At 62.1% G+C, this 15,735-nt stretch carries 13 protein-coding genes and 2 tRNA genes; 13 read left to right on the forward strand and 2 right to left on the reverse strand.

Features of this window, described 5'->3' with window-relative positions; genetic code table 11:
* Positions 1-98 precede the first annotated feature (98 nt).
* From AC1DD7_RS12080 to AC1DD7_RS12125, 10 genes are all read left to right on the forward strand, one after another.
* Positions 99-1,151, forward strand: coding sequence for a 3-isopropylmalate dehydrogenase (locus AC1DD7_RS12080; RefSeq protein WP_431115563.1), 1,053 nt, complete (start codon positions 99-101; stop codon positions 1,149-1,151).
* Positions 1,152-1,268: 117 nt separating this feature from the next.
* A complete protein-coding gene (locus AC1DD7_RS12085) occupies positions 1,269-2,381 on the forward strand; it encodes a branched-chain amino acid aminotransferase (protein WP_477515139.1) in 1,113 nt (370 codons plus the stop codon).
* A gap of 311 nt (positions 2,382-2,692) precedes the next feature.
* A complete protein-coding gene (locus tag AC1DD7_RS12090; protein WP_477515187.1) occupies positions 2,693-3,496 on the forward strand; it encodes an MBL fold metallo-hydrolase in 804 nt (267 codons plus the stop codon).
* A gap of 39 nt (positions 3,497-3,535) precedes the next feature.
* On the forward strand, positions 3,536-4,312 hold the full coding sequence (locus AC1DD7_RS12095; RefSeq protein ID WP_431115559.1) for a fumarylacetoacetate hydrolase family protein: 777 nt from the start codon (positions 3,536-3,538) through the stop codon (positions 4,310-4,312).
* Positions 4,313-4,432: 120 nt separating this feature from the next.
* The gene (gltX, locus tag AC1DD7_RS12100; RefSeq protein ID WP_431115558.1) at positions 4,433-5,953 is read left to right on the forward strand and encodes a glutamate--tRNA ligase; all 1,521 of its coding nucleotides are present in this window, start codon (positions 4,433-4,435) and stop codon (positions 5,951-5,953) included.
* Between the two features lie 12 nt (positions 5,954-5,965).
* Positions 5,966-6,694: an HAD family hydrolase gene (locus AC1DD7_RS12105; RefSeq protein ID WP_431115557.1), complete on the forward strand. Its 729-nt coding sequence runs from the start codon at positions 5,966-5,968 to the stop codon at positions 6,692-6,694.
* 137 nt (positions 6,695-6,831) lie between these two features.
* A tRNA-Gln gene (locus AC1DD7_RS12110) sits at positions 6,832-6,903 on the forward strand.
* Positions 6,904-7,030: 127 nt separating this feature from the next.
* A tRNA-Glu gene (locus AC1DD7_RS12115) sits at positions 7,031-7,103 on the forward strand.
* A 172-nt stretch (positions 7,104-7,275) separates the two neighbouring features.
* On the forward strand, positions 7,276-9,075 hold the full coding sequence (locus tag AC1DD7_RS12120; protein ID WP_431115556.1) for a dynamin family protein: 1,800 nt from the start codon (positions 7,276-7,278) through the stop codon (positions 9,073-9,075).
* Positions 9,072-10,688, forward strand: a complete 1,617-nt coding sequence (locus AC1DD7_RS12125) for a GTPase (protein WP_431115555.1) — start codon at positions 9,072-9,074, stop codon at positions 10,686-10,688. Before AC1DD7_RS12120 ends, AC1DD7_RS12125 begins: the two co-directional genes overlap by 4 nt.
* Before the next feature lie 11 nt (positions 10,689-10,699).
* Here AC1DD7_RS12125 and AC1DD7_RS12130 read toward each other — a convergent pair whose 3' ends face one another.
* Together AC1DD7_RS12130 and AC1DD7_RS12135 are read right to left on the reverse strand one after the other, a co-directional pair.
* The gene (locus AC1DD7_RS12130; protein WP_431115554.1) at positions 10,700-11,236 is read right to left on the reverse strand and encodes a DUF1697 domain-containing protein; all 537 of its coding nucleotides are present in this window, start codon (positions 11,234-11,236) and stop codon (positions 10,700-10,702) included.
* A 25-nt stretch (positions 11,237-11,261) separates the two neighbouring features.
* Positions 11,262-11,981, reverse strand: a complete 720-nt coding sequence (locus AC1DD7_RS12135; protein WP_014922101.1) for an IclR family transcriptional regulator — start codon at positions 11,979-11,981, stop codon at positions 11,262-11,264.
* Between the two features lie 151 nt (positions 11,982-12,132).
* Here AC1DD7_RS12135 and leuC point away from each other — a divergent pair, with 151 nt between their 5' ends.
* From leuC to murA, 3 genes are all read left to right on the forward strand, one after another.
* Complete coding sequence (leuC, locus tag AC1DD7_RS12140) at positions 12,133-13,584, forward strand: 3-isopropylmalate dehydratase large subunit (protein ID WP_477515140.1); 1,452 nt, start codon at positions 12,133-12,135, stop codon at positions 13,582-13,584.
* Positions 13,585-13,593: 9 nt separating this feature from the next.
* Positions 13,594-14,193 carry a 3-isopropylmalate dehydratase small subunit gene (gene leuD / locus AC1DD7_RS12145; protein WP_431115552.1) on the forward strand — a complete coding sequence of 200 codons (600 nt, stop codon included), beginning with the start codon at positions 13,594-13,596 and terminating at the stop codon, positions 14,191-14,193.
* Between the two features lie 206 nt (positions 14,194-14,399).
* The gene (murA, locus tag AC1DD7_RS12150) at positions 14,400-15,725 is read left to right on the forward strand and encodes a UDP-N-acetylglucosamine 1-carboxyvinyltransferase (RefSeq protein WP_224090824.1); all 1,326 of its coding nucleotides are present in this window, start codon (positions 14,400-14,402) and stop codon (positions 15,723-15,725) included.
* Positions 15,726-15,735 lie beyond the last annotated feature (10 nt).

Raw genomic sequence — 15,735 nt, forward strand, 5'->3', positions numbered from 1 at the left:
GGCGCCGGCGTCATGCCCTGGTCTGATTCGCCCCAGTAGGATGTTCGAAGAGTGAGACGATTTTGACCAGCATGTGGATTGCTTGGCTAGATAGACCTATGAGTGCATCGTCCATCAATCTCGCTGTCATCCCCGGCGACGGCATTGGCCCCGAGGTCATCGCCGAAGCCGTCAAGGTCCTCGAAAAGGCTGTCGCCGCCGAAGGTGTAGCCCTTGAGCAGACCCACTACAAGCTCGGTGCCCAGCACTGGCTTGAGACAGGCGAGACCCTGCCGGACGAGGTCCTTGCAGACCTCCGCACCCGCGATGCCATTCTCTTTGGTGCCGTCGGGGCCGCCCCGGGCGACACCAGGATTCCCTCCGGCATCATCGAGCGCGAGATGCTGCTCAAGCTCCGCTTCAGCCTGGACCACTACGTGAACCTGCGGCCTTCACGGTTGTACGGAACCGTCGGGAGCCCGTTGGCAAACCCCGGCGTCATCGATTTCATTGTTGTCCGCGAAGGCACTGAGGGTCCCTACGTGGGCAACGGCGGCACCCTGCGCGGTGGCACCCCACACGAGGTTGCCACCGAAGTCTCCCTTAATACTGCGCATGGCGTGGAGCGCGTGGTGCGGGATGCATTCCGCCGCGCCAGCGAACGTCCCCGCAAGCACGTCACTCTTGTCCACAAGCACAACGTCCTGGTCTTCGCCGGACACTTGTGGAAGCGCACCGTTGAAGCCGTGGCCCAGGAATTCCCAGAGGTCACGCACGACTACCTCCACATCGATGCTGCAACCATCTTCATGGTTACCGATCCCTCCCGCTTCGATGTCATTGTCACCGACAACCTTTTCGGCGACATCCTGACCGACCTCGCAGCTGCCATTACAGGTGGCATCGGCCTGGCGGCATCGGGCAACATCAACATGGACCGCACAGCACCGTCCATGTTCGAACCCGTCCACGGCTCAGCACCGGATATCGCCGGACAGCAGAAAGCCGATCCCACCGCGGCCATCCTCTCCGCAGTGCTCCTCCTGGACCACCTTGGCTACACCACGGCGGCCCGTAAGATCGAGGCGGCAGTGGTCGCCGACGTCGAAAGCCGCACCGGCGAGCCGCGCACTACTGCGGCGATCGGCGATGCCATTGCGGCGGCACTTTAGGCCCATTTCTCAGGCGTAAGCTTGTCTTGAATTATTTACCTGCTTCCCTGGTCCACCGCTGAACCGCTTCCTCCGGGACCCGTTTCGCGCTACCAGGTAGCTGACTGTGGAGGAAACATGACTCAGACTGCCCACGGCGTCGAATTCAGCCAGCAGCTTTCGGAAACCCCGAAGTCTGCTGAGGAGCGTGCAGCCGTCCTGGCGAACCCGGGCTTTGGCGATTACTTCACCGACCACACCGCCGTCGTTGACTACAAAGTTGACGCCGATGGCAATGGCGGTTGGCAGAACGCCCGGATCGAGCCCTACGGACCTATCTCCCTGGATCCTTCGGCCGCAGTGCTGCACTATGGCCAGGAGATCTTTGAGGGCCTGAAGGCATACCGCCACGCTGACGGTTCCGTATGGACCTTCCGCCCCGAAGCGAACGCCGCGCGCCTGAACAAATCGGCCCGCCGCTTGGCTCTCCCGGAGCTGCCCGAGGAATACTTCCTTGGTGCTATCCGCGAGCTCGTGCAGGCTGACAAGGAATGGGTTCCTTCCGGCGACGGTGAAGCCCTGTACCTGCGCCCGTTCATGATCGCTACCGAGGCCTTCCTCGGTGTGCGGGCCGCCCGGGAAGTATCCTTCCGGGTCATTGCCTCTCCCGCCGGTAACTACTTCGGTGGCGAACTGAAGCCCGTTTCCATTTGGATTTCCCGCGAGTATGCACGCGCGGGCCGCGGTGGAACAGGTGCAGCCAAGTGCGGTGGCAACTATGCCGCCTCCCTGATCGCGCAGCAGGAAGCCGAAGCGAACGGCTGCAAGCAGGTACTTTTCCTGGACCATTTCAATGACGACGCCGTGGAAGAACTCGGTGGCATGAACGTCTTCTTCGTCATGAAGGACGGCTCGCTCGTTACGCCCGCACTGACCGGTACCATCCTGGAGGGCGTGACCCGTTCTTCCGTCATCCAGGTTGCCAAAGACATGGGCCGCGAGGTTTCCGAGCGAAAGATCACACTCGACGAGTGGCGCGAGGGAGTTGCTTCAGGCGAAATCGCTGAAGTCTTCGCTTGCGGTACGGCAGCGGTCATCACCCCGATCGGTGTCCTCAAGGACGCCACGGAATTCATCGGATCCGAGGACGCAAAGGCTGGCGAAACCACTATGGCCATCCGCCGGCAACTCCTGGGAATCCAGACCGGTACCGTCGAGGACACCCACGGCTGGCTGACGCGCCTGGTCTAGTACGGCACAACTGAAGCGAACGACGGCGGCCCTTCTGCTTGGTGACAAGCGGAAGGGCCGCCGTTGCCATCCCCGATCGCTCTCACATCCTGACCGTCTGGCGGGAACGTTCTCTCACATCCTGACCGTCTGGCGGGAACGTTCTCTCACATGACGATCGGTTGAGGTCAAAGCCGCGGACCGCCGTCGAAGTTCAAATGAGCGAGCATCGATGAGAATTGTCCCGGATGTGAGAGAACGTGGGTGAAAAGTGCCTCGGATGTGAGAGAGGATCGGAAGTGGTGCAAGATGGGACGGTGACCTCAGAATCAATGGAGACTTCCAACGACTCACCTGCCGGCGACCACAACTCTGCACTGCAGCGAAGCAGCAGCCTCACCCGCTTCCGGCTGGCACCAAACCCTGGCCCGATGAGCCTGGACGGCACCAACTCCTACGTCATTGGCGCGGCCGATTCGGGCCACGTTGCCGTCGTTGATCCTGGCCCGGAAGACGAAGGGCACTTGGCTGAGCTGGCAGCGTCCGGCGTGGTGGACGTCGTGCTTATTACGCACCGGCACGCTGACCACACAGCGGCCTCCGCCAGGTTCCATGAACTGACAGGCGCTCCGGTCAGGGCTGCTGCCGCGGAGTACTGCCATGGCGGCGAGCCTCTCGTGGACGGCGAGGTCCTGCATGCCGGCGGCGTGGAGATCCGTGTCCTGGCAACCCCTGGCCACACGTCGGATTCCTTGTGCTTCCATCTCCCCGCAGACGGCCCCACAGGCTCCGTTCTGACGGGTGACACGATCCTCGGCCGCGGCACCACGGTGCTGGACTACCCCGATGGCCGCTTGGGCGACTACCTCGCCAGTCTGGACCGGCTCGAATCCGTTGGCCCGGCTACGCTCCTTCCCGCCCATGGCCCGGTGCTCGCTGCCCTGGACGCGAAATGCCGGGAGTACCGCGAACATCGCCAGCAGCGGCTTGACCAGATCAGGGCTGCGCTGGCACGGCTCGGCCAGGATGCGCCGATTGCCGCAGTCACCGATGCGGTGTATCCCGACGTCGATCCTTCAGTCAGGTGGGCAGCTGAGACGTCGGTTGCGGCGCAGTTGGATTACCTTCGAAGCTAGCGCGCAAACGCCCAAGCACTGGACGGTAGGCTTGAGCCCATGCGTATCGCCCGGTTTGTAGTTGATTCTGATCCCCTTTATGGCGTTGTTGAAGGCGAGCCCGGCAGTGAGGAAATCACTGTCATCCACGGCGATCCCTTCTTCAATGGCGTCGAACGTACCCACGTGAAGCACAAGCTTGAAGATGTGCGGCTCCTTGCCCCGATCATTCCGCGTAGTAAGGTGATCGGCGTTGGGCGTAACTTTGCCGAGCATGCTGCGGAGCTGGGCAACGAGGTTCCGCAGCATCCATTGCTCTTCCTCAAGCCGAACACCTCGGTCATCGGGCCAAACGATCCGATCGTCCTCCCGGAGTTCTCCGATGAAGTCTCCTTCGAAGCGGAGCTTTGCGTCATCATCGGCCGTATCTGCAAGGACGTTCCCGAGGAACGTGCCGACGACGTCATTTTTGGTTACACCTGTGGAAACGACCTCACAGCCCGGGACGTCCAGAAAACCGATCTTCAGTGGGCCCGCGCCAAGGGCTTTGACACCTCCGCACCGCTGGGCCCGTGGATCGAAACCGATCTCGACCACGAGGACTTGTCCATCCAGGGCCGGCTCAACGGTGAACTCCGTCAGGACGGCAGCACCAGCCAGATGATCCGGGGCGTGCGCGAGCTCGTCTCGATCGTTTCGCACGCGTTCACCCTGCTTCCAGGCGACGTCATCATGACGGGAACCCCGGCCGGTGTCGGCCTGGTCAGCGAGGGCGACCGCTTCGAAGTGGAGATCGAAGGCATCGGGCGTTTGTCCAACCCGGTGGTTCGCCGCTAGCGGCCGGCCAGAGCATAAGGCCCGACGGCGGCACGAGCCTTTCGTACGAAAGGCGCGGGCCGTCGTCGAGCCTTTCGGACGGGGAGCCGGGGCGATATCAAGCGGTAAAGTTGAAGCACTATGACTACTGCTTCTGCGTCCAGCGCTGCCTCCAGCGCCATCCCTGCCGTCAACGCCGAGACTCCAGTCCGCGTCCGCTTCTGCCCGTCGCCTACGGGAACGCCGCACGTTGGCCTGATCCGCACCGCCCTGTTCAACTGGGCCTATGCGCGCCATACCGGTGGCAAGCTGATCTTCCGCATTGAGGACACTGACTCTGCCCGCGACAGCGAGGAGAGCTACCACCAGCTGCTGGATGCCCTCAAGTGGCTCGGCATCGACTGGGATGAGGGCGTCGAGGTAGGCGGACCGCACGAGCCGTACCGCCAGTCACAGCGCGGGGATATCTACCAGGACGTCATCGCCAGGCTCAAGGCCGGGGGACACGTCTACGAGTCCTACTCCACGCCGGACGAGATCGAAGCCCGCCACCGGGCAGCAGGCCGCGACCCCAAACTTGGCTATGACGGCTTCGACCGCCACCTGACCGAGGAACAGCTTGCCCAGTTCAAGGCTGAAGGCCGCGAAGCCGTGCTGCGTCTTCGCATGCCGGATGAGGACCTGACCTTCAAGGACCTCGTCCGCGGCGAGATCACGTTCAAGGCCGGTTCGGTGCCTGACTTCGCGGTGGTGCGTGCCAATGGTGCTCCGCTGTACACGCTGGTGAACCCGGTGGACGATGCCCTCATGGGCATCACGCACGTGCTTCGCGGGGAGGACCTCCTGAGCTCCACCCCCCGGCAGATTGCGTTGTATCGGGCGCTCTACGCCATCGGCGTGGCGGAGTACATGCCGGAGTTCGGTCACCTGCCCTACGTCATGGGCCAGGGAAACAAGAAGCTTTCCAAGCGGGATCCGGAATCCAGCCTCTTCCTGCACCGCGAGCGTGGCTTCATCCCTGAAGGCCTGCTCAACTACCTTTCCCTGCTGGGCTGGTCACTGAGCGCGGACGAGGACATCTTCACCGTGGAGCAGCTTGTGGCCAACTTCGACATCCACGATGTCCTGGGTAACCCCGCGCGCTTCGACCTCAAGAAAGCCGAGGCCATCAACGGGACCCATGTGCGCCTGCTGGAGGCGGAGGATTTCAAGCAGCGGCTCGTCCCGTACCTCCGTGCGGCAGGCTTCGTGGGGGAGATCCTGACCGCCCGGCAGGAGGAGATCCTCGCGGAGGCGGCTCCGCTGGTTCAGGAACGTATTACCCTGTTGGGCGAAGCTCCTGAGATGCTGGCCTTCCTCTTCAAAGCCGACGACTCGATCGATGTTGCTGACGACGCCCGTAAGGGACTCCCGGAGAACCTGCAGGAAGTGCTTGACGCGGCACTTGCTGCCTTGGAGCCCATAGAGGATTGGACCGCTGAGAACATTCAGACGGCACTCAAGCAGGCATTGGTCGAGGACCTTGGCATCAAGCCCCGCGCTGCCTTTGGGCCGGTGCGCACCGCCATTTCAGGCCGACGTATTTCTCCGCCGCTGTTCGAGTCAATGGTGATCCTGGGTAAGGATTCCTCTTTGGCCCGCGTTCGCGCATTCCGAGGCTAGTCGGCAACGGTCATGGCTATTGCAAGCTCCTTTGGAACTATCCGCGGTGTTCTGTTCGACATCGACGACACCTTGGTGGACCTTGAGTACGCCATGACAACGGCTCTGCGTGATGTCAGCGAACATCTCCTGCCCGGCCTTGACCAGGCCGGGTGGGTGAAGTTCGGCCGTATCTTCACGCACGAAACAACGCATTTCTATGACCGCTACCTTGCTGGCGAACTGACCTTCAATGAGCAGCGTCTTTTGAGGGGCCGTGCAGCCTTGGGCCACTTTGGCGTGGAGCTCGGAGACGGTGAGGAATCGCAGTCGTGGGTTGCTGAGTACCATCAGCGGCAGACTGCCTACGTGCGCGCTTTCGACGACGTCGCTGGCGTGCTCGATGCGCTCGACGATGCCGACATTCCGTATGGCGCTGTCAGCAATAACGTTCATGACTACCAACGGGCCAAATTGGATGGGGCGGGCTTGTCCAGGATCAAGATCCTCGTAGGAACGGATACGGTGGGCGTGCCGAAGCCGGATCCTGCAATCTACCTGGAGGGCGTGCGGCTGCTGGGGACAGAACCCGGCGAAACTCTCTATGTCGGGGATAACCGGCTTCTTGACGCCGACGGCGCCACGGCGGCCGGCCTGATTGGCGTGTGGCTCAACAGGACCGGGGAAGAGGTGGAAGAGTTCGCCGGGCGTCAGGTGGATTCGTTGTCGAGACTGCTGATTAAGGCGCCCTCCGCAGCCTGACATCCATGTGATGCAGGTAACGGGCTCGCGATTTGTGCAGGTGGCAAGACTCCGGTAGAGTCATTACTCGTGCTGAGGGGCACGGAGGGAAAAGCCAAGGGAAACCACGGCGACGAACTCCGGTCCGAAAGTCACTTTGGGATATGGTGTAATTGGCAACACTACGGTTTCTGGTACCGTCATTCTAGGTTCGAGTCCTGGTATCCCAGCTCTGAAATTCCGCTCGATTGCAGCGGAAAATCGGAATTCCACATCGCCTGGACGATTTGGAAGAGAGCTGAAAGTATGAAATACTCATTCAGCTTGTTCGCCGGAAACGGTGACGAAAAAGTGCAAGGCCCCATCGTATAGCGGCCTAGTACGCCGCCCTCTCACGGCGGTAACGCGGGTTCGAATCCCGCTGGGGTCACAAACAATTCCCCCGGAACTTCGGTTCCGGGGGAATTCTTGGTTTAAGCGCATTTCGCATCACCACCCGACATTCCCGGTTATAGGACAAAGCGTGGGGTAGCGGCCCGACATTCCCTCCAACCACGCTCCTGATGACCCGCCGACAGTCTTTGGGCTGGCATGATGATGCTGTGACCGCACATGAAGAGCCGCCAAGAGCAGGGATCAGTCCTGTCACCAATAAAGCCCAGGCTGATGCTGTCAACACCCTTGAAACGGCCCGCAGCGAACTAGCCGGCATCGCCTTGCCTCTCGCCCTGCCCGACGCCGAACTCGGGCGCCGCTTGATCCGGGAGACCCTTGCGCAGCTCGACGACTATGTGATTCCGCGATACCGCAGCCTGGACGCTCCGCTGCTGGCCGTCGTCGGAGGTTCCACCGGTGCCGGTAAGTCGACGCTGGTTAACGCGCTGGTAGGCTACCCCGTTACACGTGCCGGAGCTATTAGACCCACAACGCGCCAGCCGATCCTCCTCCACCATCCGCAGGATGCGGAGTGGTTTGAGGGCCAGCGCATACTTCCCAACCTGGAGCGGATCAGGGGCAGTGTCTCTGCGGACCCGTTGCGTGCACATCGAGCCGGGTTCTCACCGGAAGCCCAGGCGATAACGTCCTTGGTGCTCGTAGGGCACGATCATGTGCCCCAAGGCCTGGCGATTCTGGATGCGCCGGACGTCGACTCCATTTCCGATAACAACCGGAGGCTGGCAGGTCAGCTGCTGGCCGCGGCGGACCTTTGGGTGTTCGTCACCACGGCAAACAGATACGCCGACGCCGTCCCTTGGCGCCTGCTCCTGGATGCGGCTTCGCGGGACATCACGGTCGCCGTGGTGCTGGACCGCGTGCCACCGGCAGCGGAGGAAGAAGTCAAGACGGACCTCAAGGCGATGTTGGATCGCCAGGGCCTGGCTGCTGCAGAACTCTTCGTGGTGCAGGAAAGTGGTTTGGACGATTTGGGAATGCTTCCGCCCGAAGCTGTCAGCGGATTGAGGCTTTGGCTTGCCAGCCTTGCCGCTGATGCGGCCGGACGAGCGGACGTTGCAAGGCGTACGCTCAATGGTGCCATCAAAGCTGTGGGCGCCCGGTTTGAAGAAATTGCCGCTGCGGCCGCGGCCCAGGATGCTGCTGCCCGCGAGCTGCGCTCGGTCTGCGTTCACGAATACGACGACGCCCTGCTGCGCATTCTGGATGCAACCAAAGATGGTGCGCTGCTCCGCGGGGAAGTGCTGGCACGATGGCAGGATTTTGTGGGCACGGGTGAATTCTTCCGTGCACTGGAGCAGAACATAGGGCGTATGCGGGACCGGATGGGAGCATTCTTCAGAGGTGAACCCGCCCCGGCTGTGAAAGTCGAGACCGCGATCGAGACAGGTTTGCAAGCCGTGATTCTTGACGAGGCCGCCAATGCCGCAGAAAACGTCGACAGGCGCTGGCGGTCGGATACGGCAGGCCGCCAACTGCTGGGTGCCGCAGATCTTTCCGGGACCAGTACCGGCTTTGATGCGAAGGCCGCTGCCGCCATCCGCTCCTGGCAGGAAGGACTCATGGAGCTGATCCGCACCCAAGGTCAGGAAAAACGCACGCAGGCCCGTTGGCTCTCCTTCGGAGTGAACGGGCTCGGCGCAGCGCTGATGGTGGTGGTTTTCTCCATGACTGCCGGCTTGACCGGATTGGAGATAGGTATTGCCGGTGGAACGGCTGTGGTGGGGCAGAAGCTGCTTGAAGCTGTCTTCGGTGAGGATGCCGTCCGTCGGCTGGCCCAACAGGCCAGGAGCGATCTCCAGACGTCCTGCCAACGCCTTCTCGAGGAAGAGCGGGACAGGTTCCTCGGCCGGTTGGAGGCCACGGGTCTGGACGCTGGCACCGTTCATGGCGATATGGACCTCGCCCGCCACGCCAATGCACTCCGTCGCCTGGCAGGGGCGGCATGAGCAGGCACAGCCAAATCCGGGAATCGTCCCAACTCCAGCGGCGGCTCGAAGCGCTCAACACGGCACGGGAGCTGGCCGAGGGAGTGCTGCCCGAGCAGGAACTGCAATCCGTATATGAGGTCCTTGAGCGGGCCACGTCCAGACGCTCGTTGTCGGCAGGACACACGGTGGTGGGCTTTTTCGGGGCCACCGGAAGTGGCAAGTCATCCTTGTTCAATGCCGTTTCCAGCAGCAATCTCGCAACCGCGGCAGCCCGTCGACCCACGACGTCCGCCCCGTTGGCAGGAATTTGGGGCGAGGAAGGAAGTGGACCTCTGCTGGACTGGCTCGGAGTGCAGGAGCGGCACAGCCTGCCTGGGCTCCCGGGCCTGGCCACTGCGGACAGCGGCCTGATCCTGCTGGACCTTCCCGACTTTGACTCAACGAAAGTGGAAAACCGGGAGGTAGTCCAGCGCATGGTCGGGATGGTGGACGTCCTGGTCTGGGTGCTGGACCCGCAGAAGTATGCAGATGCCGCCGTGCACAACGACTTCCTGCGCCCGATGGCTTCCCACGGAGCAGTCACGCTTGTTGTCTTGAACCAAATAGACAAGCTCAATGACGCCGACACCGCTGATGTGCTTCATTCCCTGAAAGGAATCCTGAGGCGCGACGGCCTGGATGACGTTCTGGTCCTGGGCGCCTCGGCAATGACTGGCGAAGGTATCGATGCCGTCCGTGGTGCCATCCGGGACGTCGTGATCCAGCGGGAGGCCACCACAAAACGCCTGGCTGCCGATGTCTCCAAGGCTGCCGCCGAACTGTCCCAGGTTTCAGGTGCAGGCGAGGCTCGCGGCATCAAGGCAAACACCAAGGCTAAACTCGCCAATGAATTGTCGACGGCGGCCAACGTACCTGTGGTGGTTGATGCGGTAGCGCGATCCTTCAAGCGGGAATCGGCACGGAGGACGGGATGGCCCGTGACGCGCTGGTTGCTGCGCTTCCGGCCTGATCCCCTGCGGCGGCTGAACCTGGGCAGGCAGGACGCCAGGCCCGAGCTCAACCGGACTTCCTTGCCGGCAGCAGGCGCACCCGAACGTGCGAGGACAGATGCCGCCGTGCGTGATTTTGTGGATGAGGCTTCGGAAGGTGCTCCGGGCCCGTGGCGGGCGTCCATCCGTAGTGTGGCCAGGGAAGGCCGCGAGCAACTGCCGGATGCCCTGGACCAAGCCATCGCCGGGACCGATCTCAAAACATCAAAACGCCCGTTCTGGTGGTTGATGTTCAACTCACTTCAATGGATCGCACTTCTCCTGGCAGTCGGTGGCCTTGGTTGGCTTGGAGTCCTGGCCGCGCTCGGCTATTTCCAAATGCCCGTTCCGGAGGTGCCCAGGACTGAGGGTTGGCCGTGGCCTACGTTGATGGTGGCCTGCGGAGTGGTTCTGGGGATTGTTCTGGCCATCTTCGGCAGAATCATCGGCGGCTGGGCCGCGCGCCTGCGCGCCAAAGGCGTGGCCAAAAGACTGAAAGCCGCAATAGCAGGCGTAGCTGAGCAGCGCATTGTGGAACCGGTGGACGTGGAGATCGCCCGTTTGGGTGCCTTCAACGCGGCATTAAAAACCGCACGCGGGTGATGGGGATACACCTAGAGATCGGCCGCAGCGTCCTTGACTTTGATCAGGGTCCGAAGGTTCCGCGTTGTGGTGCTGGCCTTGTAACGCGGTTTGGCGGAGAGTTTGCTGAAGGGACTATCCAAGGTGCCTCCAGCGGGTGACAGCCAAGCGGAAGCTTCCGGTCCAAGCCGCACTTGCTCCACGCCACCAAGGGCCTCTCCGGCCTCAAAGAGTTCGTCCAGCATGGCTTGGTCGGAGGTGAGCGTGATGTAGCTGTGCGTGGCCTTGTCATCGGCAGGGTACGGGCAGGCATCCACGAGCTCGGCCACCCGCGAAGAAGTGAGGACAACAACCCAGGCGTCGTAGCCGAAGGATTCACGCAGGCACTTTTCGAACTGGGCCTTTACATCCTTGATGCTCAAATCACTCTTCAGGACAACGTTTCCACTCGCCAGCAGCGTCTTGACGTCACAGAATGGGTAGCCCTTAAGTGCTGATTTCAGGTCGGCCATCTTGATGTTGATCCCGCTGACGTTGATGCCCCTGAGGAATACTGCGTAGGTGGTCATGGACGTCCCCCTTCAAAGAGCAGGTCTAGTCGTTGTTCTTGCGCAAGGCTTCGGTCAGTACCCGGGCGGCATTGCAGACGACCTCGGCGTGCAATCGTCCTGGCTGACGCGTGAGGCGCTCAATCGGACCTGAAATGGAAACTGCGGCTATGACCCTTCCGGAGGGTCCACGGACGGGAGCGGAAACCGAGGCGACCCCCGGCTCGCGTTCGCCCAGGCTCTGACCCCAGCCCCGGCGTCGTACTCCTGCCAGGACGGTGGGCGTAAAGCGGGCGTTCTGGAGTCCTTCCAGCAGGCGGTCATGGTCTTCCCAGGCGAGGAGGACCTGTGCGGCCGAGCCGGCTTTCATGGACAGCTGGGTTCCCACCGGAATAGTATCCCGGAGCCCGATCGGCCGTTCCGCTGAGGCAACGCACACGCGCCAATCGCCCTGCCTGCGGAAGATCTGGGCGCTCTCGCCGGTAGCGTCCCGCAGTTGGATGAGTACCGGCCCGGCAGATGCGATGAGCCGGTCTTCACCAGCGGCGGATGCGAGTTCCACCAGGCGGCTGCCCAGAACGAACCGTCCCTGGATGTCGCGGCTGACCAGCCGGTGGTGGACCAAGGCCAGCGCGAGCCGGTGAACTGTGGGCCGGGCGAGGCCCGTGGCCGCTACAAGTTGTGCAAGTGTCGTTGGCCCGGCCTCGAGGGCATCGAGTACTTGGGCCGCTTTATCAATGACCCCGACTCCACTAGAATTGTCCATGTAATGATATTGCCGTCTCAATATCTGAGATGCAAGTTGTTTCACTGGCCTATTTTGCGACCCTGCTGGTTCAGTGGTTAGAAGAGTTCAGTGGTTAGAGGAACAGTTCAGTGGATGAAGAACATCCAACTTCAGTGAAGGGAGCAAGGCCGTGGGAAAGACACTGGCCGAGAAAGTCTGGGACGCGCACGTAGTGCGCAAGGGTGAAGGCGAAGGAGCCAATGCCCAGCCCGACCTTCTTTTCATTGACTTGCACCTGGTCCACGAGGTGACGTCACCGCAGGCTTTCGAGGGGCTGCGCCTGGCTGGCCGCAAGCTACGCCGCGCTGACCTGACCATTGCCACGGAGGACCACAACACTCCCACGCTGGACATCGACAAGCCCATAGCCGACCTCACCAGCCGCACGCAGATTGAAACGCTGCGGGCCAACTGCAAGGAATTCGGCGTCCGCCTGCACTCGCTCGGCGACAAGGAGCAGGGCATCGTGCACGTCGTGGGTCCGCAGTTGGGCCTGACCCAGCCGGGCATGACGGTGGTATGCGGCGACTCGCACACCTCCACGCACGGCGCCTTCGGTGCACTGGCAATGGGCATCGGAACCTCTGAAGTCGAGCACGTCATGGCAACCCAGACGCTGTCTCTGAAGCCGTTCAAGACCATGGCGATCAACGTTGAGGGGACGCTGCGCCCAGGAGTTACCGCAAAGGACATCATCCTGGCTGTCATCGCCAAGATCGGTACCGGCGGAGGCCAGGGCTACGTCCTGGAATACCGCGGCTCTGCGATCCGGGCCCTGTCGATGGATGCCCGCATGACCATCTGCAACATGTCCATTGAAGCCGGCGCGCGTGCCGGAATGGTGGCTCCGGACCAGATCACCTACGACTACATGCAGGGCCGTCCGCATGCGCCCGAGGGCGCTGACTGGGACGCCGCCGTCGAGTACTGGAACACGTTGCACACTGACTCCGACGCGACGTTCGACGTCGAAGTCGACCTCGATGCCAACACCCTCGAGCCGTTCGTCACCTGGGGCACCAACCCCGGCCAGGGCGTTTCCCTCTCAGCCAAGGTTCCTTCCCCGGAGGACTTTGGCGACGAGAACGCCAAGGCTGCCGCCGAGCGCGCGCTGCAGTACATGGGCCTTGAGGCAGGCACCCCCATGAAAGACATCCGCGTGGATACCGTCTTCCTGGGCTCCTGCACCAACTCCCGCATCGAGGACCTGCGTGCTGCCGCTGACATCATCCGCGGCCGCGAGAAGGACCCGGATATCCGCATGCTCGTGGTGCCTGGCTCCGCCCGTGTCCGGCTCGAAGCCGAAGCCGAGGGCCTGGATAAAGTCTTCAAGGATTTCGGTGCCGAGTGGCGCTTCGCCGGTTGCTCGATGTGCCTGGGCATGAACCCGGACCAGCTGGAGCCGGGGGAGCGTTGCGCATCAACGTCCAACCGCAACTTTGAGGGCCGCCAGGGCAAAGGTGGCCGTACGCACCTTGTCTCTCCCGTGGTGGCTGCCGCTACAGCCGTTCGCGGAACGTTGAGCTCGCCGTCGGACCTTGAGCCGGCTTCTGCAGGCACATTGACCGGAATCGCAGTCTAGGAGGATCCCATGGAAGCATTCACCACCCACACCGGCATCGGTGTTCCGCTGCGCCAGAGCAATGTGGATACCGACCAGATCATTCCCGCGGTCTACCTCAAGCGCATCACGCGCACAGGCTTCGAAGACGCCCTCTTCGCTGCATGGCGCAAGGACGAGTCCTTCATCCTCAACCAGGCCCCCTTTAAGTCCGGCTCCGTCCTCGTGGCCGGGCCCGACTTTGGCACGGGTTCCTCCCGTGAGCACGCTGTCTGGGCGTTGAAGGACTACGGCTTCAAAGCTGTGTTGTCCTCGCGTTTCGCCGATATTTTCCGCGGTAACTCCGGAAAACAGGGACTGCTGGCAGCCCAGGTGGCACAGGATGACATCGAGCTCATCTGGAAGGTCCTGGAAAACAGCCCTGGCACTGAGGTCAAGGTAGACCTGGTCTCCAAGACCGTGGAATGCGGCAATGTCGTGGCCCCGTTCGAGATCGACGACTACACGCGCTGGCGCCTCCTGGAAGGCCTCGATGACATCGGACTGACATTGCAGCACGAGGAAGACATCACCGCCTACGAGGCCACACGGCCTTCCTTTAAGCCGAAGACGCTTCCGGCGAAAAGCTGACGAATTCGTCGCGGCTGGATGCTGCGGAACCTGGACCGGTGGGCCCCTTAGGGTGGGCTCACCGGTCCTTTTTTCGAAAGGACTGATGGATACAGGATCTGCCCGGCACGGGGCAGCTCCATTTCGGTTAGGTAACCCGAGCTTCTATGCTTAGCTGGAGCCTTTGTAAGTATGGGGGGCGAGTAGTCGTGAGGAAACCGGTATAGATGAGTAGTGTTCTGACAATCCGCGGTGGCGTCCCGTTGACAGGGCGGGTGACCGTTCGCGGTGCCAAGAACCTTGTGCCCAAGGCCATGGTGGCGGCGTTGCTGGGCAGCGAACCATCAGTGCTTCGGAACGTGCCGGAAATCAAGGACGTGGAGGTTGTCACCAGCCTGCTGAAGCTCCACGGGGTGACTGTGGTCAAGGACCCCGACACGGGCGATCTGACCCTGAATCCGAAGGATGCCAAAACGGCATCCAGCACCGCCATTGACGCGCATGCCGGCGATTCACGCATCCCGATCCTGCTGTGCGGCCCCCTGATCCACGCGATCGGAGAGGCTTTCATTCCGGACCTCGGCGGCTGCAAAATTGGCGATCGTCCCATCGACTACCACCTGAACGTCCTGCGCCAGTTTGGCGCCGTCGTGGAAAAGCGCCCTGGTGGCATCCACATCTCCGCCCCGAACGGCCTGCACGGCGCCAAGATCTCCCTTCCCTATCCGTCCGTCGGCGCCACCGAGCAAGTGTTGCTGAGTGCCACGCGCGCGGAAGGCATCACGGAACTCAGTGGCGCTGCAACGGAACCTGAGATCATCGACCTCATCGCCGTGCTGCAGAAGATGGGCGCGATCATCAGCGTCCAGACTGACCGCACCATCCGTATCGAGGGTGTCAAGGACCTGGGCGGCTACAACCACCGGGCGCTTCCGGACCGGAACGAGACTGCGTCCTGGGCCTCGGCCGCGTTGGTCACGCGTGGCGACATTTTTGTTGAAGGTGCCTCACAGCGGGACATGATGACTTTCCTGAACACCTACCGCAAGGTGGGTGGCGGCATGGACATTGGTGATGACGGCATCCGTTTTTACCACCCCGGAGGCAAGCTTTCCCCGCTGGTCCTGGAGACGGATGTGCACCCCGGCTTCATGACTGACTGGCAGCAGCCCCTGGTGGTCGCTTTGACCCAGGCGGAGGGCGTGTCGATTGTGCATGAGACGGTCTATGAGAACCGTTTCGGGTTCACCGATGCCCTGGCCCGGATGGGTGCAAACATCCAGGTCCACCGTGAGTGCCTTGGCAGCGTCCCCTGCCGCTTCGGCCAGCGGAACTTCCTGCATTCTGCCGTGATCTCCGGTCCGACGCCGCTGCGGGGGACCGAGATTGACATCCCGGATCTTCGTGGGGGCTTCAGCCACCTCATCGCAGCTTTGGCCGCGACCGGCACCTCCAGGGTCACTGGCATCGATATCATCAACCGCGGATATGAGCGCTTTACGGAGAAGCTCGCTGGCCTGGGCGCCGATTTCGACATCATCACCACCAAGTAGCGGGGGACCC

The sequence above is a fragment of the Paenarthrobacter sp. 10L412 genome, from assembly GCF_056395565.1.

Bases quoted from the DNA above. Each gene is read 5' to 3' on its own strand.
- AC1DD7_RS12130 (WP_431115554.1), bottom strand. From the start codon at position 11,236: ATGACCACCTACGCAGTATTCCTCAGGGGCATCAACGTCAGCGGGATC.
- leuD (WP_431115552.1), top strand. From the start codon at position 13,594: ATGGAAGCATTCACCACCCACACCGGCATCGGTGTTCCGCTGCGCCAG.
- AC1DD7_RS12090 (WP_477515187.1), top strand. From the start codon at position 2,693: ATGGAGACTTCCAACGACTCACCTGCCGGCGACCACAACTCTGCACTG.
- AC1DD7_RS12125 (WP_431115555.1), top strand. From the start codon at position 9,072: ATGAGCAGGCACAGCCAAATCCGGGAATCGTCCCAACTCCAGCGGCGG.
- AC1DD7_RS12080 (WP_431115563.1), top strand. From the start codon at position 99: ATGAGTGCATCGTCCATCAATCTCGCTGTCATCCCCGGCGACGGCATT.
- gltX (WP_431115558.1), top strand. From the start codon at position 4,433: ATGACTACTGCTTCTGCGTCCAGCGCTGCCTCCAGCGCCATCCCTGCC.
- AC1DD7_RS12095 (WP_431115559.1), top strand. From the start codon at position 3,536: ATGCGTATCGCCCGGTTTGTAGTTGATTCTGATCCCCTTTATGGCGTT.
- murA (WP_224090824.1), top strand. From the start codon at position 14,400: ATGAGTAGTGTTCTGACAATCCGCGGTGGCGTCCCGTTGACAGGGCGG.
- AC1DD7_RS12085 (WP_477515139.1), top strand. From the start codon at position 1,269: ATGACTCAGACTGCCCACGGCGTCGAATTCAGCCAGCAGCTTTCGGAA.
- AC1DD7_RS12135 (WP_014922101.1), bottom strand. From the start codon at position 11,981: ATGGACAATTCTAGTGGAGTCGGGGTCATTGATAAAGCGGCCCAAGTA.
- AC1DD7_RS12105 (WP_431115557.1), top strand. From the start codon at position 5,966: ATGGCTATTGCAAGCTCCTTTGGAACTATCCGCGGTGTTCTGTTCGAC.